Raw genomic sequence first — 22,673 nt, forward strand, 5'->3', positions numbered from 1 at the left:
CGGAGCCTCCCCATGCCGGAAACCATGTTACTGATCCAGATGACCGTGTTCTTATTGGTGATCGGGGCCTTCGCCGGTGTGCTCGCCGGCTTGCTGGGGGTTGGCGGCGGCATCGTTCTGGTGCCCGCGTTTTTCTATTCTTTCCAAGCGCTTGGATTTGACGGACCGCAGTTGATGCAGATGTGTCTTGCGACGTCATTGGCGACAATTGTTGTAACCTCTCTGCGCTCGGTTCTCAGCCACAATAAAAAAGGGGCTGTTGATTGGGACATCCTGCGCGGGTGGGCACCCGGGATTGTCATCGGGGCCAGCTTGGGCGTGTTGATGGTGGCGCAATTGCGCTCGACCACCTTGCAAATGGTGTTTGGTGTGCTGGGGCTGACGATCGGTTTGTACTTGGGCTTTGGGCGATCCGAATGGCGGCTGGGACAGCAGATGCCGGTGGGCAAGCTGCGGGCGGCGATGTCGCCGGTGTTGGGCTTTTTATCGGTGCTTTTGGGGATCGGCGGGGGCAGTTTCGGTGTGCCGGTGATGACGCTTTATAACACACCGATGCACCGCGCCGTGGCCACTGCCGCGGGTTTTGGCATGCTGATTGCCGTACCTGCCGTGATTGGTTTCCTGTTTGTGCCGATGCAAGGCACGGTGCCGCCCTATACGCTAGGGTTGGTGAACTTGCCGGCCTTTGGCATCATCATCGCGATGACACTGATGACAGCCCCGATTGGCGTGAAAATTGCCCATATGATGGATCCGAAACCGTTGAAACGGGTGTTTGCGGTCTTTCTGATCCTGGTCGCGTTGAACATGCTGCGCAAAGCGTTGATGTGATGCACGGCGGCTTTGCCGTTTTTGACAGTGACCCACAGGTCACGGCATGGGCGCGGGCCGCAGAACAACAGGCGCGCGACATCGCTGCCGACCCCGCTGTTAAAGCCGCAAACCTGCGTCACGGCGAGACCTGGTTTGTCGGCGTCGATGCCTTGCCAAACGGGCCTGACGGCAGCATCGCGGGTGTCCCCCTAACTGGCCCGTGGCACGATCACATCGCCGCACCTGCAAGCTGGCATCCCGCGCAGCTGTCCATCGTTTATCCCGGATACCCAAAGCAGGACGTGGGCGAAAGTGACGCCAACCACCGCTACCGCATCACACGCTATGCAGCACATGTAGACGGGTTGCTGCCTGTCGGTCCCGCGCGCCGCCGGTTTTTGCTTGAACCGCATGCCTTCATTCTGGGGCTGCCGCTGAACCTGTCAAACGCTGCACCGTTGATGGTCTGGCCGGGCAGTCACCGCATCATGGGCGCGGCATTTCGCGACCTGATTGGCAATCGGGATCCGTCCACGGTGGACCTGACAGAAGGTTATCAAATGGCCCGCCGCCACGTATTTGCAACCATTGCGCCGCAGCCGGTTCTTGCAAAACCCGGCGCGTCCATTCTGCTACACCGCCATTTACTGCATGGCGTTGCCCCTTGGACCGCGACGGCAACAGCCCCGCCAGAGGGCCGGATGATCGCCTATTTCCGCCCTCAGTCCAGCGCGAAAAGCTGGCTGGCGGCAGACTAAAAATCTGCGCTTTCCCTACAAAGACCGCTGTGCTGCCCCATTGTTGCCATCTGCGCAACGATACTGATCCCAACAAAAGCGATAAAACAGGACCAAGTAAAATGGCAGCAGTAATGACAGGCGCGGCAGGCAATATTGCCTATTGGGACGCAACATCCGGCCCGATGACAAAACGGGCGTTCGACGTCAAAGGCATCTTTCAACGTGCTGATCTGACACGCTTTGCAAGCCTGAGCGCATTTTCCGCCAATAGCAATCACGCACCGTCAAACCTTGACTGGGCTGATTCATGGGACGCGGGTGTTGATTTCCTTTTTAGGATCGCGGGCGCGCGTTAAGCGTTACTTTCGGGCCAGCCGTGCCGCGCGTCCGCCGCGACGCTTGCTGATCTGACCGGCCCTATCGGGCAACTCTGCCATGATTTCGCGGCGTTCTTCGGAGGACATGCGGGACCACCGGCCAATTTCGTCGATGGAACGCAAACATCCGGTGCACAGCCGTGCTTCTGGATGTACCACGCAGATTTTGATGCAGGGGCTTTCGACCTCGTCGCGCGTCCAGATCTGATCACTCATCTTGCATTTTCCTCCCTGCGCAGGAATGCCAACCGGTCCAGCACCCCTTGCAAGATATACCCCGCCGCGACGTGATCAATGACCTCCGCACGACGTTTGCGTGATGTATCCGCCTCAAGCAAGGCGCGCTCTGCGGCGACAGTCGACAGGCGTTCATCCCAAAAGGTGATGGGCAGCGGTGTCAGCTTGTCAAAGTTACGCGCGAAAGCGCGGGTCGATTGGCAACGCGGTCCTTCCGACCCGTCCATATTGCGCGGCAATCCCAGCACCAGACCGCCGATGTTGCGTTCCGTGATGATTTCGGCCAGACGGGCCGCATCAACGCCGAACTTTTTGCGCCGCACGGTTTCCAACGGGGTGGCCACGCTGAGAAACCCGTCGGAGACTGCCACGCCAATTGTCTTTTCCCCCAGATCAAGCCCGATAAGTGCGCGCATGGAAGGCAGTGCGCCCGCGAATTCCGCCATATCTTCGATGATCATTCCGCTACTCCTGCCTGCGATCCGGCGGCGCGGATCACATCCAATGCGGCAGCATTGCCAGCAAACACTTCTATCGCATTGTTAAAGATGGCCAAGGCCTGATCCGGATTGCCCATCACCGCCAAGGATGTGATCAAACGTGCCCAGTCTTGTGGTGGCCCGCCTTCGGTGGCCAGCCGGTTTGACAGGCCGTCGACCATGCCGCCGATCATCTCCATGCGTTCCTCCGCGCTCATTTCCGAGGCCGCTTCGATGTCGTCCACCGACGGGCCGCGCGCCGCACCTGCGCCAATCGCGGGAACGGTATAATTCACCCCCGCCAGATAAGCGACATCTTCGATTTGCGACAGGATGGGGGCGATCCATGCCGCGTCTTCGGGGCCGCGCCGCAGCAGGGCGTCCCACAAACGAAACCCGATATCGGGCCGCCCCGTTTGTACCATCATCAAGCCAAGGTAATAGCGCGCACGTTCTTCCGTCTCTTCACGCGCCAAGGCGGCGCGAAAGGCAACTTCCGCCTCTGGCGAGACATAGCCGCCTGCGGCCAGAACCAGCAATTCTCCGTAATCGCTTACATCCTGCGCGGTGGCCGCTTCGCCTTTGATGCGCAACACCCGCTCTTGTGCCGCTGCTGCGGCTGTAAAGTTCCCGATGCGCGCTTCGTTTTCGGCCAGCAGCGTATTGCCCTGAATATCGTTGGGCCGGTCCGCAACCGTGCTGCGCAGTTGCGCCATCAGGTTGCGAAATTCATCCGTCACTTCCTGAAGCGGTGTGAACGGGGGCAGGCTGTCCACCGCCGTTTTCTGATCAGGCCGGTTTTCACGCATACGCTCGGCAAATTCGATACGATCGGCCAACGCCAGATCGCCATAGCCGGGCTGTCCCAGCCACGCATAAAGTGCCAGCGATCCACCCACCATGCCCAGTGCCACCAGCACAAGGATCATCCGCGCGGGCGCTGCCGCCTTTGGTGTCGCGGCGCGGGGGCCGGCGTCGGCGGCCAGAATGCGACGTGAAATTTCCGTGTGGGCACGCTCGGCATCCTCTGCCCCCAATACACCGCGCGCAACGTCACGTTCCACACCGGCCAGCTGATCGCGGTAAACCCTTAGATCATATTCCACTGCATCCGGCTCTGCTGCGTCTTGCTGTCGCAGCAGGGCACGGGCCAGCAAAGCCACAACAAGTACCGACATGGTGCCGCAGATCATCCAAAAAATCATGTCACGTCCGTTTCAGCCAACTGGTGTTTACTCTCTAGCCTTGTGTCTATGCGCTGAACCCCCGCGACAAAAGGGGACAAATGGACCGCACCCCGCGATACAGGCCACAACACGCGTCGCCTATTGCAGCGGATGTCGCAAAATTGATAATAAACGCCGTGGCCAGTATCCTTTTTTCCGCTGGTCCCGCCAGAACAGGGGCATGGGGGCGCTGCTGCACGCCGTCCGGCCATCGCGCTGCTTTCAGGGATTTGTGACATGAAAAAATACTCCGTCTTTGCCGTCGCCCGCGAGGCCATGCGCCATCACACCGGCTGGGACCGCGCGTGGCGCGATGCACAACCCAAAGCGAAATACGACGTGATCATCATCGGGGCAGGGGGCCACGGGCTGGCGACGGCGTATTATCTGGGCAAGAATTTTGGCATCACAAATGTCGCGATCCTTGAAAAGGGCTGGCTCGGGGGCGGCAACACGGGGCGCAACACTACGATCATCCGCTCGAATTACCTGCAAGACCCGTCCGCTGCGATCTACGAAAAATCCCGTTCGCTTTATGAAACCATGAGCCAGGATTTGAACTATAACGTCATGTTCAGCCCGCGTGGCGTGATCATGCTGGCCCAGACCGAACACGAGGTGCGCGGTTACAAGCGCACCGCCCACGCCAACGCGCTGCAAGGGGTGCCGACGGAATGGATCACACCGGCGCGGGTCAAAGAGCTTTGCCCGATCATGAACATCGACGGTCCGCGCTATCCGGTGCTGGGCGGTCTGTGGCAGGCCCGCGGCGGCACCGCGCGTCACGATGCGGTTGCATGGGGGTATGCGCGCGCCTGTTCGGACATGGGTATGGATGTCATCCAGCAATGCGAAGTCACCGGCATCCAGAAGTCGGGTGGCAAAGTCACCGGTGTGAGCACAACCAAGGGCGACATCGCCTGCGATAAACTCGGCATGGTCGTGGCAGGGCACTCCGGTCATCTTGCCGATATGGCGGGGTTCCGTCTGCCGATTGAATCCGTTGCCCTGCAAGCGCTGGTGTCCGAGCCGATCAAACCGGCGATGGACATCGTGGTGATGGCCAATACCGTGCATGGCTATCTGTCGCAATCGGACAAGGGTGAAATGGTCATTGGCGGCGGCACGGACGGCTATAACAATTACACCCAGCGCGGCTCCTTCCATCATATCGAAGAAACCGTGCGCGCGCTGATCGAAACCTTCCCGATGCTGTCGCGCCTCAAAATGCTGCGCCAGTGGGGCGGGATCGTGGACGTCACCGGCGACCGCTCCCCGATCCTGTCAAAGACGCCGGTCGACAATATCTTTATCAACTGCGGCTGGGGGACGGGGGGCTTCAAAGCGATCCCGGGGTCCGGCTGGGCCATGGCCGAATTGATGGCCAAAGGCCGCTCACCGCTGACGGATGCCTTCGGCTTGGAACGGTTTGTCGAAGGACGCTTTATCGACGAAAGTGTTGCGGCGGGGGTGGCACATTGACCCGCGCCGGTATCAGCCGTCCGAAGATTTCTTGGAACCAAATCAGGGCGCGCGCCGTTGAGTATTCAAATGGAATGCTCAAAGGAACAATTCAATGTCACACCCTGACAACACAGTATCTGAACGTAACACAACCACTACCACGACCACATCCGGCGGCGCTGGTATGGGCATCATCGTGGGTGCGCTTGTCGTCGTCGTTGCGGTTCTCGCCTATTTCGTCCTTGGTGGCGACAGTGGCGCGTCGAACGGTGCAAGTGACGTTAGCGTCACGATCGAAGGCGCTGGCGATGCTGTCGAAGGTGCTGCCGCTGCGGTCGGAGACGCCGCAACACCAAGCGAATAACACCAACACTAAATCTGACGACCATCGGGCTGGCTTCCTCGCGGGGGCCAGCCCTTTTGCGTCTGCGCAGTGCTTTATCAAACGCCATCTCTTCTCTCCTGCCAGCGGAGCTTCCACATGCTGAACATCCATTGCCCGAACTGCGGCATCACCGCTGAGGAAACCGAATTCCACGCCCACGGCGAGGCACATCTGAAACGCTTCGGCCCCGGCTCAAACGACGCCGAATTCGAGTCCTACCTCTTTATGCGCAAGAACCCCAAAGGGGTGCATTTCGAACGCTGGCGCCATCAGAACGGCTGCGGAAAATGGTTCCATGTTGCCCGCTGCACCGTGACCCTCGAAGTCTTCGGCAGCTATTCCGCGCAAACCTACGCCCCCCCGCAAGAGATCATAGACGAAATCCAACGCCGCCGTCCCGACTGGTCAGCAGAAACAATCGCACCATGAACTATCCCCTCTTTTTGGCCTTATATACTGTCCGCACTCTCCTCACACGCAAGGGGCCGCTAACATGAGTACACGTCTCGCCACTCCCGGTCGTCTGACCGATCACAGCAAACCGTTGAACTTTACCTTCAACGGCAAAAACATGCGCGGTTATGCGGGGGACACGCTCGCCTCTGCGCTTCTTGCCAACGACCAGATGCTTGTGGGCCGGTCCTTCAAATACCACCGCCCGCGCGGGATCGTGGCCTCCGGCCCCGAAGAGCCCAACGCGCTGGTCAATCTCGGCGATGAGGGCCGGTTTGAACCCAACCAACGCGTCACCACGACAGAATTGTTCGAAGGACTGAAGGCCGCGAGTCAGAACCATTGGCCGACCCTCGAATTCGACGTGGGCGCGATCAACAAGCATCTCAGCCGCTTTTTACCCTCGGGTTTCTACTACAAGATGTTCATGTATCCGCGCGCCTTCTGGAAACACGTCTACGAACCGGTGATCCGCCACTCAGCCGGGTTGGGCAATGCGCCCAAAGCGCGGGACGAAGACACTTACGAACACTTTTACGCCTTTTGCGATGTTCTGGTGGTCGGCGGTGGTGTTGCCGGATTGCAGGCGGCCCTGACCGCAGGGCGGGCCGGTGCCCGTGTGATCCTGTTTGAGCAAAGCGACCATTGGGGCGGGCGCGCGCCTGTGGATGGCGGCGTCATCAACGGCGGCCCTGTGGACAAATACGTGGACGAAACCCTTGCCGCCCTGGCAAAAATGGAAAATGTGCAACTGCGCCTGCGCACCATGGGGGCGGGTGTCTATGACCACGGGTATGCGTTGGGCTATGAACGCCTGACCGATCACGCACCGGAAACGGCGGGTCCGCGCCACCGTTTGTGGCGCGTCCGGGCGGCCCAGATCATCACCGCGACTGGTGCGATCGAACGCCCGCTCAGCTTTGCGGGCAATGATATTCCGGGTGTCATGCTTGCCTCTGCGCTGCGCGATTACGTGGTGAACTACGGGGTTTCCGTTGGGGACCGCACAGTGGTCGTTACCAACAATGATAACGCTTACCTAACGGCAATTGCGCTGAAACACGCCGGTCTTGACGTGCCCGTCATCCTTGACGCGCGGGTTCTGCCGGATGATCGCGGGCTTGTCGAACAGGCCAAGGCACTGGGCATCCGCGTGTTGATGGGCCACGCGATTTCTTCGGTCAAAGGTGGCAAGCGCGTCACCGGTGTCAGCATCTGCGCACAAGCGGGCGAAGGCGCGGTTCTGGAAGAGATCGCATGTGACGCTGTCGCCATGTCCGGTGGTTGGTCGCCGGTGGTGCACTTATGGTCCCATTGTGGCGGCAAATTGCGCTGGGATACGGCCCACGCCTGTTTCTCGCCGGATGTGGATAACCCGCCTAAAGGGGCGGATGGTATGGGGTTTGTAACCCCTGCGGGTGCCGCGTCTGGCATGTTCGCGTTGGACGATGTGCTGCATGATGCCCATGCGGCAGCCGAAGGGGTGGTCACCTGTTTGGACATGAAGCTGCCCAAAGATGCAGTGGCACCCGTCGCCGAACGCCGCGAGGAATCGCCGATGGCTCCGGTCTGGATGATGCCGCAGGGCGCAAGCGCCAAGCTGCGCGAAAAGACCTGGCTGGACTATCAGAACGACGTCAAAGTATCAGACGTCCGGTTGGCCGCGCAGGAAGGTTTTGTCAGCGTCGAACACGCCAAACGGTATACCACATTGGGCATGGCGACGGATCAGGGCAAGTTAAGCAACATCAACGGTCTGGCCACGCTGGCCGGTGCCTTGGACAAGGACATCCCGTCTGTCGGCACCACCACTTTCCGTCCGCCCTATCACCCGATTTCACTGGCTTCGATTGCGGGCGAGGCGAAGGACCATGTGTTCCAGCCGATCCGCCGCACACCGTTGCAGGACTGGCACGATGCCAATGGCGCGGAATACGAACCGGTCGGCCAGTGGCGCAGGCCCTATGCCTTTAAACGCGGCGCGGAAACCTCCCATGATGCTGTGATGCGCGAGGTCAAGAACACCCGCGAGAAGCTGGGGCTGCTCGATGCTTCGACCTTGGGCAAGATCATCGTGAAAGGGCCGGACGCGGGCAAGTTCCTCGATATGATGTACACCAACATGATGTCGACGCTGAAACCGGGCAAATGCCGCTATGGTTTGATGTGCAGTGAAAACGGCTTTCTGATCGACGACGGGGTTGTGGCGCGCATTGATGACGATACATGGCTGTGCCACACGACCACGGGCGGGGCGGAAACCATCCACGCGCATATGGAAGAATGGCTGCAAACCGAATGGTGGGACTGGCAGGTCTATGTCGCCAATGTCACCGAACAATATGCGCAGGTTGCTGTTGTCGGGCCAAACGCACGTAAGGCACTGGAAAAGCTCGGCGGCATGGATGTCTCCAAAGAGACGCTTGGCTTTATGGAATGGGCGGACGGGACGCTTGGCGGGTTCGCGGTACGGGTTTACCGGATCTCGTTCTCCGGGGAGCTCAGCTATGAAATTGCGGTGGATGCCAGCCAGGGGCGGGCCTATTGGGACGCCTTGATGGTTGTCGGCGCGGACCTTGGCGCGATGCCTTATGGCACCGAATGTCTGCATATTCTGCGGGCCGAAAAGGGCTTTATCATGATCGGGGACGAAACCGACGGCACCGTGATCCCGCAGGATCTGGGGCTGGGTTGGGCAATATCAAAGAAGAAAGAAGACTACCTTGGCAAACGCGCCCAAGCGCGCAGCCATATGACCGACCCGTCCCGCTGGAAACTGGTGGGGCTGGAAACGGTAGATGGGTCAACCTTACCGGACGGGGCCTATGCGGTGGCAGAAGGCACGAACGAAAACGGCCAGCGTGTAACGCAGGGGCGCGTGACCTCGACTTACCATTCGCCGACCTTGGGCAAAGGCATTGCGATGGGGCTGGTCCTGAACGGACCCGACCGCATGGGCGAGGTGCTGACCTTCCCCGGTACGGATGGCAAGGATTATGAAGCCAAAATTGTGAACCCGGTGTTTTATGATGCGGATGGGGAGAAGCAGAATGTCTGAGCCAATGACCGCCCTGAACGGGGTCAGCGATACCACCGGTATCGCCACGGTAACCGAACTGGGACCGCGCGGCATGATCACCCTGCGCGGCGACATGTCTGCGAAACCTATCGTCAAGGCTGCCGTGGCCGCGGGCGGCGTCACGTTGCCCGAACGGGGCCATTGTGCCACCGAAGGCAGCGGCGGGATGGCATGGATGTCGCCGGACGAATTGCTAATCCTGTGCGATTACGACACGGTGCTGGACCGTCTCGCGGACCTGCAGGGCAAGCTCGCCAAACATCACGCCTTGGCGGTCAATGTATCGGATGCGCGCGCGATGTTCCAGATTACCGGCCCGCATGTGCGCGATGTGATGGCGAAACTTTCCCCCGTCGACATGCACCCGGACCAGTTCACCGGCACAATGTTCCGCCGCACGCGGATCGCGCAGGTGCCTGCCGCGTTCTGGATGCCGGATGAGCAGACGGTGCAGATCATTTGTTTCCGCTCGGTCGCGCAATATGTGTTCGACGTACTGAACATGGCGGCGCAGGCAGGGTCCGAAGTCGGGTATTTTGGCGAAGCTTGATGCACCGCGCGTTTTGGCCCGAAGGCTGCGCAATTACAGCGCTGGGCGCGCTGCGCGTCTTCTTTCGTCAATCCCGTTGATCCAGATTACCGCTGGCATGGGGCGCGGCATCGAGCGCGGTGCATGCCGCGCAAAGCGCTCAGGGGGCGGATTTGCGCAAGTGACCCGCGACATTTCCCATTTAATGGCGGCTTGCGCGTGATTTGGCTCAGGCACCCTTGACGAAGCATGCGTGCGCACTCCATTTGGTGTAGAGATTTCTGAAACACCAAGGAGGCCCAGAAAATGGCTTTTGAACTTCCCGATCTTCCCTACGCCCACGACGCGCTTGCTTCCAAAGGCATGAGTGCGGAAACGCTGGAGTTTCACCACGACAAGCATCACAACGCTTATGTGACCAACGGCAACAAGGCGATCGAGGGCACTGAATGGGCCGGCAAATCGCTCGAAGAGATCATCAAAGGCACTTATGATCCCTCCGCCGTGGCGCAGAACGGTATTTTCAACAACATCAGCCAGCTGTGGAACCACAACCAGTTCTGGGAAATGATGGGGCCGGGCGACAATGCGATGCCAAGCGAGCTGGAAAAAGCCATCGTCGAGAGCTTTGGCTCTGTCGACAAAATGATGAGCGAATTCAAAGCGGCGGGTGCCGGACAGTTCGGTTCCGGCTGGGCCTGGCTGGTCAAGGACACAGACGGCGGTCTGAAAGTCACGAAAACCGAAAACGGCGTGAACCCCGTTTGCTTCGGCCAGACCGCGCTGCTGGGCTGTGATGTTTGGGAACACTCCTATTACATCGATTTCCGCAACGCGCGCCCTGACTACCTGTCGAACTTCCTCGACAACCTTGTGAACTGGGAAAATGTCGCCTCCCGCCTGTAAGGGCCGCGCCGTTTACCAGACCAGTGTTGAAAACGATTTGCCCCGCAGCTTTGCCGCTGCGGGGTTTTTCTTTGGAACCACCGCGCCTTGTCTGGGTTTTCTTAGTGACGATGCCAACGACCGAACGGTGAAGGTTACTACCGCCGCGTACAGCAAAACCGTGTCGCAGGCGGAAGGGGTTTCTGAATGGGGTGGGGATTACATCCCGCAGCGCTTAGATGGGACCGACAAAATCCGCACAAGCCGCAGATCGGGTCGCTGGTGATAGAAAACCTGATAAGGAGGACCATCATGACAAAGTTGAAGAACGGCACATGGGTTATCATCGCGGACGGCGAAAAAGCCCTGTTCTTGGAAAACCAGACCGACGGGGAAGACCCGTTTCTGGAAGTGTTCCGCGAAGAAGAACAGGAAAACCCACCCAACCGCGATCAGGCGGCGAACCGGCGCGGTCGGTTTAACGACGGCCCGTCTGTGCACCGCTCGGCAGTAGATGATACCGACTGGCACCAATTGGCCAAGGACCGCTTCGCGGGGGAGCTTGCGGACATCCTATATCAGAAAGCGCATGCCGGTGCTTTCGAGCAGATCGTTCTGGTGGCACCGCCCGGTACGCTGGGTGAATTGCGCCATCAGATGCATCAAGAGGTGTCGAACAAAGTGATTGGCGAGATCGACAAAACGCTGACCAACCACGCGCTCGACGATATCGAGAAGATCGTGGTGAAGGAATTGCAGGCCGCCTAGGGCCGCAAGTCCGTTTCGACGCGCAAGTGATCGGGGGCGCTGTGGTTAAATTGCCACAGCGCCCTGCGCTTGGCACGATAAAAATTTGCCTTTTAGTTAGTAATTACTGGCAAGAAGCGGCCCCAGAGACGCAAGGGCATCTTTGCGTATTGATCCCTGCAAAGACGGATCGAACGAATAGGATGTGCGTCGGTTTAACACAACTGCGCAGCACTGCCGGATTGCGGCTAGCTGCTGGCTTGCGCTGCAATTTTACTTTTAGAAAACCGAAAACAATCGGGTTTTTCGAACCAATGGCTCAGGAAAAATCGGCTTTCAACGCGGTCAGCGTCGCCGCGGCATCAGGCACGACAGTCGCGAATTCCAGCAGTGACGCATCGGCAAAACCGCTGTCCACAACATGGTCCATCAGAGCCGTCAGTTTCGACCAGTAATCATTTGTATTCACGATATAAATAGGCTTTTTATGCAGCCCCAGCTGGCGCCATGTCAGCACCTCGAACAACTCGTCCAGTGACCCCGCACCGCCGGGGAGAACCACCACCGCATCGCAGTTCATGAACATGACTTTCTTGCGTTCGTGCATGGTTTCCGTCACCACATAGCTGGTCAGATCGGTTTTGCCGACTTCCCAATCCACAAGGTGCTGGGGGATCACGCCAAAGGTTGTGCCGCCCGCCGTTTGAACGCTGCGTGCGACGGTGCCCATCAACCCGACATCCCCCGCGCCATAGACCAGCCGCAGCCCAGCCTGCGCAATGCCAGCCCCCAACGCTTCGGCATCACGGGTGTATGCGGGGTCATTGCCGGGACGCGAGCCACAGAAAACACAGACAGATTTTTGCGACATAACGCGGGCCTTTTCGTTAATAAATTGTGCAGCGACGCGGGAGGTGTTTTGACCCCTGTTAGCCTGCTTGCTAATAAGGCTCAACCTTTCGGGATGGTGTAAAATGCGCAATTTCTTTGCTGGATTTGGGAATGGCTCCGGTGCCTTTGCGGCTGCGGCTGTATGTTTGGTGCTGCTGGCGGCGGGCTATTACGTGCAATCGGGGCGGGGGGCGGTTGATGCACCCGAACGCGCAGCACTTGTCGCCCCCACGCAAGCAGCGAACGACGCGCAAGCGGACGACGCAGCGGCACGCGAACCCGACAGCACTGAAACAGCTGCGAAACCCCAGACCCAAGCCGACGCTGGACCCGATGCAAGTGCAGCACCCGAACAGCCTGAACCGGTGGTCGAGGCCAGCACACCCGATCCGGCACCTTCCTTTGACGAGGTGCGCAGAGAGGCGGATGGCGTCACGGTGATTGCGGGCCGCGCGGCCCCGGGAACGCAGGTCAGTGTATTGCAAGACGGCAAGGTTGTAGCGCAGGCAAAGGCAGACGGATCCGGCAAATTCGCGACCCTTGCGCTGATCGCGCCGGACGGCAAGCCGCATGTGCTAAGCTTGCTGCAACAGGGGGAGGCTGGCGAGACGGCATCCGAAGATGAGATTATTCTGGCCCCGATGGCCCCCGTCGCTGTTGCGGCAGTGGCGGAACAAGCACCGGATGCATCCGCACCGGTGGATGAAAATGCCACGGCCCAAGACGTCGCGCAGGACGCGGTCCCCCAAGACGAGATCGCTGTAACCGATACTGAACTGACGCAAGCAGAGGAATCGCCCGCCGAGATAGCGGAGGGTGCGATTGAAACAGAAGCGACAGCAATGGCACCTGACGCGGCACCCGAAACTTCGATGGAGACCGCCGCAGTCACAGCCGCGCCAGCGCAAGAGGCGACACGCGTAGAAAAGCCCGCAAGCAAGAACGATGCGGAGCCTTTGAGAACGCAAAACAGCGCCCCGCAGGAGACGCAGAATGCCGCCGCCGCGCCGGTTACTGAACAGCCAAGCAGCACGGCCACGGACGCGCCTGCGGTGCCGCAAGCCAACGCGCCGGAGCAGGTTGCCGTTCTAAAATCCACCGCCACCGGTGTGGAATTGTTGAACACTCCCAGCCCTAAAGCGATGACAAATGTGGCGCTTGATACCATCAGCTATTCCGAGGTGGGCGAGGTTGAACTGGCCGGACGCGCACAATCAGATACAGCATCGGTGCGGGTTTATCTGGACAATAATTCGGTGATAAGCCTGCCTGTCGACGCTGAGGGCCGCTGGCGCGGTGAATTGCCGGATGTGGACGAAGGGATCTATACGCTGCGGGTTGATGAAGTTTCGAGTAGCGGCAAGGTGACCAGCCGCGTCGAGACCCCGTTTAAACGCGAGGCCAGCGCCGTGCTGGAGGCTGCCGCAGCAGAACAGGACGGCCCGATTTCCGCGATCACGGTTCAGGAGGGCGCGACCCTTTGGGCGATTGCGCGTGAACGGTATGGCGATGGCGCGCTTTATGTGCGCGTGTTCGAGGCCAACAACAACGCAATCCGCGACCCTGATCTGATCTATCCGGGACAGGTTTTCGACCTGCCGGATTAGGGCAAATCCAGCAGATGGCTGATGCTGGCTAAGGGAATCATCCTTAGCGACTGGCAACCGGCACCCTGCAGGACTATGTAGCGTTCAAAGAGACAGGAACCTGCATGCCCAGCGATACGAGCCAAGCCGCACAACACGCGACACCTAAACCGCCCCACCAGACCCCCGATATCGACGCCGAGGAACGCCAGTCCGGTTTTCTCGTGCTGCGCAAGGTTGCGCCCTATCTCTGGCCTGCGGATATGCCGTGGGTCAAACGGCGGGTGCTATGGGCGATGTTGGCGTTGTTTGTCTCCAAACTTGTGTCCGTGGTGACGCCTCTGTTTTACCGCGACGCGGTAGACGCGCTTGCGGGGGAAGGCGTGCCTATGGTGGCCCTCGGGGCGATTGGCCTGACGGTGGCGTACGGGATGGCCCGTCTGATGACGGTGGGGTTCCAGCAACTGCGCGATGCGGTGTTTGCCCGCGTCGGTCAACGCGCCCTGCGCATGTTGGCGCTTGAAACCTTCGAGCATATCCATCGCCTGTCGATGCGCTATCACATCACCCGCAAGACTGGCGGTTTAAGCCGCATCATCGAACGCGGTGTGAAAGGGGTCGAATTCCTGCTGCGATTCCTGCTGTTCAACATCGGACCGCTGATCCTGGAATTGTTGATGATCGGGGCGGTACTGACCTATCTGTTTGACTGGACTTATCTTTTGGTCGTGGCTGTGACCATCGGCTTTTACGTTTGGTTCACCTTTGCGATTACAGAATGGCGCGTGCGTCAGCGCCGCCAGATGAACGCAGCGGATACAGATGCCAACCAAAAGGCCGTTGATAGTCTGCTCAACTATGAAACCGTGAAATACTTCGGTGCAGAGGCCCGCGAGGCGGCACGCTATGACAGCGCGATGGCCGGCTATGAAGAGGCGGCCATCAAGACCAGCCTGTCACTGGCATTTTTGAACTTTGGCCAGTCGCTGATCATTACGGCCGGTCTGGTCGGGGTCATGGTGATGGCCGCGATCGGGGTACAAAACGGCACTTTGAGCGTTGGTGATTTTGTTATGGTCAACGCCTATATGGTGCAGATCACCGTACCATTGAACTTTCTGGGCACTGTTTACCGCGAAATTCGCCAGGCGCTGGTGGATATGGGCCAGATGTTTGGTCTGCTTGACCAGCCGGCAGAGATTTCCGACAAAGCCGGGGCCAAGGATCTTGACGTCACTGGCGGAAAAGTCACGCTTGAGAATGTGCATTTCGGCTATGACCCCGAACGCAGCATTCTGAACGGGGTCACGCTAGAGGCCTTGCCGGGTGAAACCGTGGCGATTGTCGGCTCGACCGGGTCCGGGAAATCGACCATCGGTCGGTTGTTGTTCCGGTTTTATGATGTCGGTGCGGGTGCGTTAAAGATCGACGGACAGGACCTGCGCGACGTGACGCAGCTAAGTCTGCACCGTGCAATTGGTGTGGTGCCGCAGGACACAGTGCTGTTCAACGATACCATCGGGTATAACATCGGCTATGGCCGCGAGGGCGCGACACAGGCCCAGATCGAAGCGGCCGCGCGCGATGCGCAAATCCACGACTTTATCACCGGCTTGCCTGACGGGTATGACACGACGGTGGGGGAGCGGGGGTTGAAACTGTCAGGCGGTGAGAAGCAGCGCGTGGGCATTGCACGCACCCTGCTGAAAGACCCGCCGATCTTGTTGCTGGACGAGGCAACATCGGCGCTGGACAGCGAGACAGAGCACGAAATTCAGGACGCCTTGAACCGTGCAGGTCAGGGGCGCACAGTGCTGACCATCGCCCACCGCCTTAGCACGATTGCCGAAGCCGACCGGATCGTCGTGTTGGAAAAGGGCGAGATTGTCGAGCAGGGAACCCATGATGACCTGCTGGCAAAGGACGGGCGTTACGCGCAGCTTTGGCATCGTCAACAATCCGAGGATCAGGCACCAGCTTAAGGCTATCTACCGGTGCCGACAAACGCGAATGACGCATTTGTCGGCACCGTTGTTAAGTCTAAAGGCAAGGTGAAAAGGGTGCGGTGCCCCCGATCTTGCCTGTGGTGGCAAGTGCGGCCTAGTCCTGCGCAATTGCCTTTGATGTCAGTTTGTCCAAGGCACCGGTCATCATCTGGATATATTTGGCTTCTGCTGGCAGTCCGTGGGTTTCGGCCAATGTGGCGGGGGCATGATAGGTGACATGGACCACCCCTTCACCATCTGCATAGGCGAGCACGCGCAGTGGCAGATCAAGCCCGGCGGTCTGCCCGTCCAGCATGGCCGGCGTGCCAAGTTTTGGATTTCCGAAGATCAGCAGTTCCGTTGGCCGCAGATCCATATCCACCTTGGCCGCACCTGCCGCGTGATCAACACGGGCAAAGACGGTGGCCCCTGCTGCGTCAACGGCTGCTGCGAGACGGTCCATGGTTTGCGTCACGGAATGCGGGCTGACCTTGTCGATCAGCTCACCGGCTTGGGCGGGGAGGGTGAGTGCCGCAGTTGTGACAGCGGCGATCAGGGATTTACGGATCATGGCAGGTTCCTTTGATGAATCTACCCAAACCTAGCCAGATCAGGGGCAGATGTGAGGGGGGAACCGCTCACATCTGCTTGATCAGCATTATTCGGCCGCCGGAACTTGTGCTGTCGTCGCAGCAGGCACAGGCGCAGGCGCGGGTTTCGGGGCCTCGAACGGGTCGGCCTGCCAGATCAGTTCATCAGCGAGTCTGCGCTTGGTGTCGCGGTGCAAGGCCCAATCACGGGCAGCTTTGCTGGCGCGCCCCATCGACATTCTGGCCAGCAGGCGCGCAATCCAGCGCACATAAGTGGTGGCCCAGACGCGGATCGCCAGCATGGACGGCGTGACCAGCAGCGTCAGCACCGTTGCAATGCCAAGACCGAACACCACCGCTGTCGCGAGCTGTTTCCACCACAGGGCCGTGGGGCTGTCGATGGTATAACCGCCTTGGGCAAAGTCGAGGCTAAGGCCGAACATCATCGGCGCAAGGCCCGCCATCGTGGTGATCGTGGTCAGCAACACCGGCCGGATACGGGCCTGCGCGGTGCGGACAATCGCTTCGATCCGCGGCATATAGCGTTCATATTCCTGATAAGTGTCGATCAAGATGATATTGTTGTTCACCACAATGCCGGCAAGGGCCACAATCCCCGTACCGGTCATGATGATGGAAAAGGTCTGATCCATCACCAGCATCCCGATCAGCACGCCGGTCGTCGACAAGACCACCGCCAGCAGCACCAGAATAGCGTTATAGAACGAGTTGAACTGCGCCAGCAGGATGATGAACATGAGCCCCAGCGCTGCTGTGAAGGCCGAGCTGAGGAAGGCTTGCGATTCCGCCTGATCTTCCTGATCGCCGGTCCATTCCGTGGTCACACCAAAGGGCAGCGGTTTTTCATCCAGCCATTTGGTGATCTCTGCGATGCGTTCGTTCGCGTTGATCGGCACCATCCGAAGCGACCCATCCGTGATCCCTGCCACCAGATCTACATCGCGGGCCGCCTCCGTGCGTGCGCTGATCTTGAACGGCGTGCCGTCCGTGGCGGTGAAATCGGCGTCATTGCCCGCCGGACGCAGGGTTGCGAGTGTCGTATTCACATCCTGATCCTCGACGCGGGTAGTCTTGACCACTTTCATCAAGCCCGGTGCTACATCGGCTTTGACATCCAGATAGCGTTTCTGATCGACGCGGTTGATCTCCGCCAGTTTGGGGACCGGCGTGCGCGTGATAAAGTTGCTCAGCGGGATCAGACCGTCCAGCGTGCGCACCTTCAACGTGTCCAGCGTGCTAAGCACACGATCATCCTCGGGCAGGCGGACGCGGATTTCGATTTCCTCGTCCGAACTGTCCACCCGCATGGTGTCCAGAAGCAGGCCGCGCGTGACCAGTTGCACCATCGCGCCCACAGTCACCACATCCGCGCCGTAGCGCCCCGCTTTCTCGACATCCACGTCAATCTGCCAGTCGATGCCGGGCAGGGGGCGGGTGTCCTCGATCAGGGTCAGGCCGGGGGTGTTTTCATATTGCGCACGTGCCAGCGCAGCGGCGGTCATCAGATCGGAAAAACTGTCCGCTTTGAGACGCAGATGCACCGGTTTGCCAGAGGCGGGGCCGCGCGCCTGCGCCAGAATTTCGATTTGAATCCCGGGAATGTTGGACAGTTCTTCGGTGAGCTCCGCAATGATCACGTCCCCGTCATAGGCCGGATCCTGCGTTTCGCGGTTCACGTCGAAACCGAAAAACGGAACGGTAAACAGTTTATCAACCTTGTTGGGGCGGTCCTCCCAGGGGATCGTCTCAAGTTGGATCTGCCCGATGCTGTCTTTGGGGGCTTGTGCGCCGCCTGTGTTGCTGTCCAGCCCTCCTTCGCCCGCAAAAGCAAAGGCCGTCTGAACGCCGGGGTGTTTCAGCACGATGGCTTCGGCCTTTTCCAGCAGATCGTCCTTTTCGTCCAGCGACAGGTTTCCGCGTGCGAGGACATAAACGATGGCCTGTTCCGGTTCGGATTCGACAAAGAACTCAACTCCTTTGGAGTTATTCCCGAAAAAGATCATCACGGTGCCGACAAAGACAAATACCACACCAGCGGTGACCAGGGGCATCGCCGGATTGCCGACAAGGGCGGCCATCAACCGGCCAAACCCGTTCCGGCGATACCCTGCTTCGATGCGATCGGGCGCCGTGCGGAACAGTTTCGACGTGACCCAGCGCCCGCCGCGCCCTGCACGTGTGAACACACCAAAGAAGGCGAGCAAGGCCATCATGGCACCGGCCAATCCAATGGCAACCAATGCGCTGAGCGCTACGATGCAGAGGAAGACGGCCGCAAAAGTCGGAATGACCGAACCCAGCACATTCAACCCATCCATCGCCGCGAATTGCGCAGATATCACGCCAAACAGGGGCGACATCAGGGACATCGGCAGCATAATCATCGCAATGGCCAGCGGGAACAGCAGCAAATGCAAGAACCAGCGCAGGCCGGCGATGGCTTCCATGTTGTCAGCCATCCAGCGTTCAAGCCGCCCCGTCACACCGCCCATAACCGGCAGGTAGATCAGCGCCACCACCAATGACGCCGAAAGCACGAAGATCAACGTGACCGGCAACATCCCCATGAATTGCCCCGGCACACCCGGCCAGAACAGCATCGGCAAAAACGCGCAAAGCGTGGTCGCGGTGGAGGAAATAATGGGCCAGAACATGCGCTTGGCCGCTTCGGTATAGGCCTGCATGGGGCCATCGCCCTGCTGCTGACGCGCATCGGCGTATTCAACCACTACAATGGCGCCATCCACCAACATACCAACGGCCAGAATCAAACCGAACATCACGATATTGGACACGGAAATGCCCATCAGCGCGAGGAAGGCGAAACACAAAAGGAAGGAGGTCGGAATTGCAAAACCCACCAGCAGCGCGGCGCGGATCCCCAGCGCGGCCAAAACGACGATCATCACCAATGCAATCGCAGTGAACACAGACCCCAGAAGCTGTTGCACCATGGAGTCGACCACGCGGCTTTGATCGTTCGACGTGCCGACGGTCACGGCTGCCTGCACCCCGTCCGGCCAGTTGGCAGAGCGTTCTTCGACGATCTGTTTTACCATCTTCGAGGTGTCGATCAGGTTGTAACCCTTGCGCTTCACGACCTGTAGCGCCAGCGTCTTTTCACCATTGAAACGCGCGGTGCCTTTGCGGTCCTCGAACGTCAGGTTGATCTGCGCCAGATCGCCAAGGGTCACAACGCGGTCGCCGTTGGTTTTGACGGGCAGGGCGTAGACATCGCGTGGCTCGTCAAAGGAAGATGGAATTTTGACCGAAAACGCCCCTTGGGAATTCTCGATCTCGCCGGCTGCGATCAACTGGTTGTTGTTCTGCACCACATTGATCAATTCGCCCGCCGTGACGTTATAGGCTTCCAGCCGCAAGGGGTCGATGATCACCTCAAGCATCTCATCGCGATCCCCGGCAAGGCCGGCCTCAAGAACTGCGTCCAGCCCTTCAAGGTCGTCCTGTAAATCACGCGCCACCCGCGCCATTGTGCGTTCGGGAACGGGACCCGTCAGGTTAACGATGATGATCGGAAACTCGGAAAAGTTGATTTCGTTGATGCTGTATTTTTCATACCCGTCTGGAAACAGGTTTTCAGCCGTCGACATGGCGTCGCGCACATCGGCCATGATCTTGGTCTTGTCCCAGCCGAATTCGAATTCCAGCGCCACACCGGCATAGTTTTCTGCCGCCGTGCCGGACATCTGTTTCAACCCGTCCAGATCGGACAATTCAGTTTCCATCGGTTTGACCAGCAGCGTTTCACTGTCCGCTGCCGAAATGCCGGGGAATTGCACAGAGACAAAGAGCGCCGGAATTTCAATGTCCGGTTCACCCTCTTTGGGCAGGGTCGAATAGGCATATCCGCCAACCACAAGGCTGAGCAGGATAAAGGCAACGACCATTCGGGCCCGTTCAGCAGCCCAATCGACAATACCGGTCATTGCGATACCTCTTCCCATGTCGGGTCAACAGTGACGCCAGCGGTGACGTATTCCTGCCCCAGCACAATCACATCCGCCGTATCAGGCAGGCCGGTAACCCAGACCCCCTTGGAGGTGTCGCGCATGATATCAACGGGGGCAAAGGCCACAACAGCATCGCCGTCAACCAGCCGCACGCCGAGGTTCCCTTCGTCATTCAGGGTCAGCGCGGATTGCGGGATCAGATGTGCCTTGACCCCTTCAGCGGCGATGGTGATTTCGACGGTTTGCCCGTCGCGGATGCTTTGGTCAGCATTTGGCACGTCGATTTCGGTGCGGAATGTGCGGGTTTGCGGATCAGCCGAGCGCGACAGAAAGGTCACCTTGCCGACAACTTCACGCCCGCCCGCTGCCAGCCGCGCGGCGGCTTGCGCGCCAAGGGTGACGTGGTTCACTTCGGTTTCGGGGACAAAGCCGACCAGTTTGATCGGGTCGAGCTGGATAATCGTGGCACAAAGGGCACCGGGCTGCAAAAGGCTGCCCAGTTCTGCGGTGTCGCTTTCCAACAGCCCGCTAAAGGGTGCCGAAATCACCAGACGGTCGATCTCCTTTTCCGCTTTGGCAACCTCTGCGGTTGCGGCCTCGATCCCGGAACGGGCAGCTGACAGGCCGGAGGTTGCACTTGAAACACCTGCTTTGGCGGCGGCCGTGGCAGCATCCGCACCTGCAACGCGGGTCTGCGAGGCAAAGCCGCCTTCGCCTAGACGCGCGGCGGCGTTCTGGTTGATCTCTGCTTCTTGCAGGCGTGCGCGGGCCTCTTCAACACGGGCTTCGGCTTCGGGCACGCGCGATTGGGCTTCGGACAATCTGGCGCGGGCTTCGTCCAATGCCGCACCACGGGTGCCTGCATCCAGCACACACATTGCATCCCCCGCGGCCACCTGCGTGCCTTTGCGCAAGGGGGCAGAGGTCACAATCGCCGAAGTTTCAGAGCGCACATCAACCTGTCGCGCCGCTTCTGTTTCGCCGCGCAGGATGACCGCGCTGTCGACCTGTCGGCCCTGAACCTTGCGCACCATGACTTTCACCAGTTTTCGGGGCGGAGCGTCTGCATCCGCCGTTTGGACCGTTTCGCTGGCAGGCAGGGCGTCCGCCGGGGGTGTCGCGGCTTCGGAACTTCCGAAAAAGGCGGAAAGCTGTGGCCGTGCGAGAATTGACATCGCCAATATGACAGTGAGCGCTATCGCGGCCAGAATTGAGAAAATACGCATAGAGCATCCCCGGGGGCTGATGTGCCGGACCCGTTGCCCGACGTAATTAGGTGCTATGTAGTGTAAGATAAGTGAACTAACTAGTTTAGATGTGCGTTTTTTTGCACATAATCCCTCCGTTTTTGTGCCGCCGGTGACGGCAGCTGCGGTAAGTGGCATCCCAACAGGAATGTTACCGGCACTTGGCTTGCCCGCCGCCGCACGGTAAGAGGGGCCAAACACTGGGGTACGGGGCGCGTTTCATGAGCAATACTGACGGGTTTGTCGAAGAGGTAAACGAAGAGGTCCGTCGCGACCGGCTGTATGGCCTGCTGCGCCGTTATGGCTGGATTGCGGTTGTGGCGATTCTGGCAATTGTCGGTGGGGCTGCGTTTTCCGAGTACACCAAAGCGCAGAATCGGGCGCAGGCTGAAGGGTTGGGCGATGCGATGTTGGCGGCCCTGTCGATTGACGATCGCAGTGAACGTGCTGAGGCTTTGGCAGCCATTGACGCCGCGACGCCTACCTCGGCTGCGGTGTTGCGCATGATGACAGCGGCAGAGCAGGCCGAAGCCGGCGACACGCAGGCGGCGGCGGACACACTGAATACGCTGGCAGTTGACGGCGATGCGCCGGAAATCTACCGCCAGATTGCTGCGTTCAAAGCAGTGACCCTGCAAGGCACGGACATGCCGGTGGCAGATCGACGTCAGGCGTTTGAAGCCATGGCACAGCCGGGCAATGTGCTGCGCCTTTTGGCAGAGGAACAGCTGGCGCTTATCGATATTGAAACCGGTGATATCGACACAGCGATCAGCGGGTATCAGGCAATTGTCGACGACGCAGAGGTGAGCACAGACTTGCAACAACGCGCCCTACAGGTAATTGTGGCCTTGGGAGGCGAGCCGGTGGTACCAAATTCAGCTGATTTTACCCAAGCCGGTGACGTACTTCAGGGCAATTAATCGACGGGTCCCGCGGTCAAGGCCAGCCGGGCAAGAGAGCGAGTA

General features: G+C 59.4%; 20 protein-coding genes. 13 read left to right on the top strand and 7 right to left on the bottom strand.

Annotation, left to right across the window (positions count from 1 at the left end):
- Positions 1–12 precede the first annotated feature (12 nt).
- From Z947_RS0109840 to Z947_RS0109850, 3 genes are all read left to right on the top strand, one after another.
- Positions 13–831 (top strand): sulfite exporter TauE/SafE family protein, encoded by an 819-nt coding sequence (locus Z947_RS0109840; protein ID WP_025044138.1) that lies wholly within the window; start codon positions 13–15, stop codon positions 829–831.
- A complete protein-coding gene (locus tag Z947_RS0109845) occupies positions 831–1,571 on the top strand; it encodes a hypothetical protein (protein WP_025044139.1) in 741 nt (246 codons plus the stop codon). Before Z947_RS0109840 ends, Z947_RS0109845 begins: the two co-directional genes overlap by 1 nt.
- 101 nt (positions 1,572–1,672) lie before the next feature.
- Entirely contained in the window at positions 1,673–1,909 is a 237-nt protein-coding gene (locus Z947_RS0109850) for a hypothetical protein (protein ID WP_025044140.1), read from the top strand.
- 3 nt (positions 1,910–1,912) lie between these two features.
- Here the strand turns inward: Z947_RS0109850 and Z947_RS0109855 are convergent, their stop codons facing one another.
- Genes Z947_RS0109855 through ccmI form a run of 3 tightly spaced genes read right to left on the bottom strand, consistent with a single transcriptional unit; the run spans position 1,913 to position 3,851 of the window.
- Positions 1,913–2,146, bottom strand: coding sequence for a DUF1289 domain-containing protein (locus Z947_RS0109855; RefSeq protein ID WP_025044141.1), 234 nt, complete (start codon positions 2,144–2,146; stop codon positions 1,913–1,915).
- The gene (gene ruvX / locus Z947_RS0109860) at positions 2,143–2,628 is read right to left on the bottom strand and encodes a Holliday junction resolvase RuvX (RefSeq protein ID WP_025044142.1); all 486 of its coding nucleotides are present in this window, start codon (positions 2,626–2,628) and stop codon (positions 2,143–2,145) included. The genes Z947_RS0109855 and ruvX overlap by 4 nt, the downstream gene beginning before the upstream one ends.
- Positions 2,625–3,851 carry a c-type cytochrome biogenesis protein CcmI gene (gene ccmI, locus Z947_RS0109865; protein WP_025044143.1) on the bottom strand — a complete coding sequence of 409 codons (1,227 nt, stop codon included), beginning with the start codon at positions 3,849–3,851 and terminating at the stop codon, positions 2,625–2,627. Before ccmI ends, ruvX begins: the two co-directional genes overlap by 4 nt.
- Positions 3,852–4,109: 258 nt before the next feature.
- Here ccmI and Z947_RS0109870 point away from each other — a divergent pair, with 258 nt between their 5' ends.
- From Z947_RS0109870 to Z947_RS0109910, 7 genes are all read left to right on the top strand, one after another.
- Entirely contained in the window at positions 4,110–5,354 is a 1,245-nt protein-coding gene (locus tag Z947_RS0109870) for a sarcosine oxidase subunit beta family protein (protein WP_025044144.1), read from the top strand.
- Positions 5,355–5,448: 94 nt separating this feature from the next.
- A complete protein-coding gene (locus Z947_RS0109875; protein WP_025044145.1) occupies positions 5,449–5,700 on the top strand; it encodes a hypothetical protein in 252 nt (83 codons plus the stop codon).
- A 117-nt stretch (positions 5,701–5,817) separates the two neighbouring features.
- Positions 5,818–6,150, top strand: coding sequence for a sarcosine oxidase subunit delta (locus tag Z947_RS0109880; protein ID WP_025044146.1), 333 nt, complete (start codon positions 5,818–5,820; stop codon positions 6,148–6,150).
- 64 nt (positions 6,151–6,214) lie between these two features.
- Positions 6,215–9,232, top strand: coding sequence for a sarcosine oxidase subunit alpha family protein (locus Z947_RS0109885; protein ID WP_025044147.1), 3,018 nt, complete (start codon positions 6,215–6,217; stop codon positions 9,230–9,232).
- Positions 9,225–9,803, top strand: coding sequence for a sarcosine oxidase subunit gamma (locus tag Z947_RS0109890; protein WP_025044148.1), 579 nt, complete (start codon positions 9,225–9,227; stop codon positions 9,801–9,803). Before Z947_RS0109885 ends, Z947_RS0109890 begins: the two co-directional genes overlap by 8 nt.
- 285 nt (positions 9,804–10,088) lie before the next feature.
- Positions 10,089–10,688 (top strand): superoxide dismutase, encoded by a 600-nt coding sequence (locus Z947_RS0109900; RefSeq protein ID WP_025044150.1) that lies wholly within the window; start codon positions 10,089–10,091, stop codon positions 10,686–10,688.
- Between the two features lie 291 nt (positions 10,689–10,979).
- Positions 10,980–11,435 carry a host attachment family protein gene (locus Z947_RS0109910; protein ID WP_025044152.1) on the top strand — a complete coding sequence of 152 codons (456 nt, stop codon included), beginning with the start codon at positions 10,980–10,982 and terminating at the stop codon, positions 11,433–11,435.
- A gap of 298 nt (positions 11,436–11,733) precedes the next feature.
- Here Z947_RS0109910 and Z947_RS0109915 read toward each other — a convergent pair whose 3' ends face one another.
- Complete coding sequence (locus tag Z947_RS0109915) at positions 11,734–12,285, bottom strand: LOG family protein (protein WP_025044153.1); 552 nt, start codon at positions 12,283–12,285, stop codon at positions 11,734–11,736.
- Between the two features lie 103 nt (positions 12,286–12,388).
- Here Z947_RS0109915 and Z947_RS20970 point away from each other — a divergent pair, with 103 nt between their 5' ends.
- Together Z947_RS20970 and Z947_RS0109925 are read left to right on the top strand one after the other, a co-directional pair.
- Positions 12,389–13,912 (top strand): LysM peptidoglycan-binding domain-containing protein, encoded by a 1,524-nt coding sequence (locus tag Z947_RS20970; RefSeq protein WP_025044154.1) that lies wholly within the window; start codon positions 12,389–12,391, stop codon positions 13,910–13,912.
- Between the two features lie 104 nt (positions 13,913–14,016).
- Positions 14,017–15,873 carry an ABCB family ABC transporter ATP-binding protein/permease gene (locus tag Z947_RS0109925; protein WP_025044155.1) on the top strand — a complete coding sequence of 619 codons (1,857 nt, stop codon included), beginning with the start codon at positions 14,017–14,019 and terminating at the stop codon, positions 15,871–15,873.
- A 118-nt stretch (positions 15,874–15,991) separates the two neighbouring features.
- On the opposite strand, the gene Z947_RS0109930 is transcribed toward Z947_RS0109925, so the two are convergent.
- From Z947_RS0109930 to Z947_RS0109940, 3 genes are all read right to left on the bottom strand, one after another.
- Positions 15,992–16,447: a DUF302 domain-containing protein gene (locus tag Z947_RS0109930; RefSeq protein ID WP_025044156.1), complete on the bottom strand. Its 456-nt coding sequence runs from the start codon at positions 16,445–16,447 to the stop codon at positions 15,992–15,994.
- Positions 16,448–16,534: 87 nt separating this feature from the next.
- On the bottom strand, positions 16,535–20,434 hold the full coding sequence (locus Z947_RS0109935) for an efflux RND transporter permease subunit (protein ID WP_025044157.1): 3,900 nt from the start codon (positions 20,432–20,434) through the stop codon (positions 16,535–16,537).
- The gene (locus tag Z947_RS0109940; RefSeq protein WP_025044158.1) at positions 20,431–21,684 is read right to left on the bottom strand and encodes an efflux RND transporter periplasmic adaptor subunit; all 1,254 of its coding nucleotides are present in this window, start codon (positions 21,682–21,684) and stop codon (positions 20,431–20,433) included. The genes Z947_RS0109935 and Z947_RS0109940 overlap by 4 nt, the downstream gene beginning before the upstream one ends.
- Positions 21,685–21,926: 242 nt before the next feature.
- Here Z947_RS0109940 and Z947_RS0109945 point away from each other — a divergent pair, with 242 nt between their 5' ends.
- Positions 21,927–22,628, top strand: coding sequence for a hypothetical protein (locus tag Z947_RS0109945; protein WP_025044159.1), 702 nt, complete (start codon positions 21,927–21,929; stop codon positions 22,626–22,628).
- Positions 22,629–22,673 lie beyond the last annotated feature (45 nt).

Origin of the sequence: Sulfitobacter geojensis (genome assembly GCF_000622325.1) — a bacterium.
In the GTDB taxonomy this organism is placed as follows: domain Bacteria; phylum Pseudomonadota; class Alphaproteobacteria; order Rhodobacterales; family Rhodobacteraceae; genus Sulfitobacter; species Sulfitobacter geojensis.

What these genes read in the sequence shown, in the direction of transcription:
- Z947_RS0109840 (WP_025044138.1), top strand. Translation starts at nt 13, where the DNA reads ATGCCGGAAACCATGTTACTGATCCAGATGACCGTGTTCTTATTGGTG.
- Z947_RS0109845 (WP_025044139.1), top strand. Translation starts at nt 831, where the DNA reads ATGCACGGCGGCTTTGCCGTTTTTGACAGTGACCCACAGGTCACGGCA.
- Z947_RS0109850 (WP_025044140.1), top strand. Translation starts at nt 1,673, where the DNA reads ATGGCAGCAGTAATGACAGGCGCGGCAGGCAATATTGCCTATTGGGAC.
- Z947_RS0109855 (WP_025044141.1), bottom strand. Translation starts at nt 2,146, where the DNA reads ATGAGTGATCAGATCTGGACGCGCGACGAGGTCGAAAGCCCCTGCATC.
- ruvX (WP_025044142.1), bottom strand. Translation starts at nt 2,628, where the DNA reads ATGATCATCGAAGATATGGCGGAATTCGCGGGCGCACTGCCTTCCATG.
- ccmI (WP_025044143.1), bottom strand. Translation starts at nt 3,851, where the DNA reads ATGATTTTTTGGATGATCTGCGGCACCATGTCGGTACTTGTTGTGGCT.
- Z947_RS0109870 (WP_025044144.1), top strand. Translation starts at nt 4,110, where the DNA reads ATGAAAAAATACTCCGTCTTTGCCGTCGCCCGCGAGGCCATGCGCCAT.
- Z947_RS0109875 (WP_025044145.1), top strand. Translation starts at nt 5,449, where the DNA reads ATGTCACACCCTGACAACACAGTATCTGAACGTAACACAACCACTACC.
- Z947_RS0109880 (WP_025044146.1), top strand. Translation starts at nt 5,818, where the DNA reads ATGCTGAACATCCATTGCCCGAACTGCGGCATCACCGCTGAGGAAACC.
- Z947_RS0109885 (WP_025044147.1), top strand. Translation starts at nt 6,215, where the DNA reads ATGAGTACACGTCTCGCCACTCCCGGTCGTCTGACCGATCACAGCAAA.
- Z947_RS0109890 (WP_025044148.1), top strand. Translation starts at nt 9,225, where the DNA reads ATGTCTGAGCCAATGACCGCCCTGAACGGGGTCAGCGATACCACCGGT.
- Z947_RS0109900 (WP_025044150.1), top strand. Translation starts at nt 10,089, where the DNA reads ATGGCTTTTGAACTTCCCGATCTTCCCTACGCCCACGACGCGCTTGCT.
- Z947_RS0109910 (WP_025044152.1), top strand. Translation starts at nt 10,980, where the DNA reads ATGACAAAGTTGAAGAACGGCACATGGGTTATCATCGCGGACGGCGAA.
- Z947_RS0109915 (WP_025044153.1), bottom strand. Translation starts at nt 12,285, where the DNA reads ATGTCGCAAAAATCTGTCTGTGTTTTCTGTGGCTCGCGTCCCGGCAAT.
- Z947_RS20970 (WP_025044154.1), top strand. Translation starts at nt 12,389, where the DNA reads ATGCGCAATTTCTTTGCTGGATTTGGGAATGGCTCCGGTGCCTTTGCG.
- Z947_RS0109925 (WP_025044155.1), top strand. Translation starts at nt 14,017, where the DNA reads ATGCCCAGCGATACGAGCCAAGCCGCACAACACGCGACACCTAAACCG.
- Z947_RS0109930 (WP_025044156.1), bottom strand. Translation starts at nt 16,447, where the DNA reads ATGATCCGTAAATCCCTGATCGCCGCTGTCACAACTGCGGCACTCACC.
- Z947_RS0109935 (WP_025044157.1), bottom strand. Translation starts at nt 20,434, where the DNA reads ATGACCGGTATTGTCGATTGGGCTGCTGAACGGGCCCGAATGGTCGTT.
- Z947_RS0109940 (WP_025044158.1), bottom strand. Translation starts at nt 21,684, where the DNA reads ATGCGTATTTTCTCAATTCTGGCCGCGATAGCGCTCACTGTCATATTG.
- Z947_RS0109945 (WP_025044159.1), top strand. Translation starts at nt 21,927, where the DNA reads ATGAGCAATACTGACGGGTTTGTCGAAGAGGTAAACGAAGAGGTCCGT.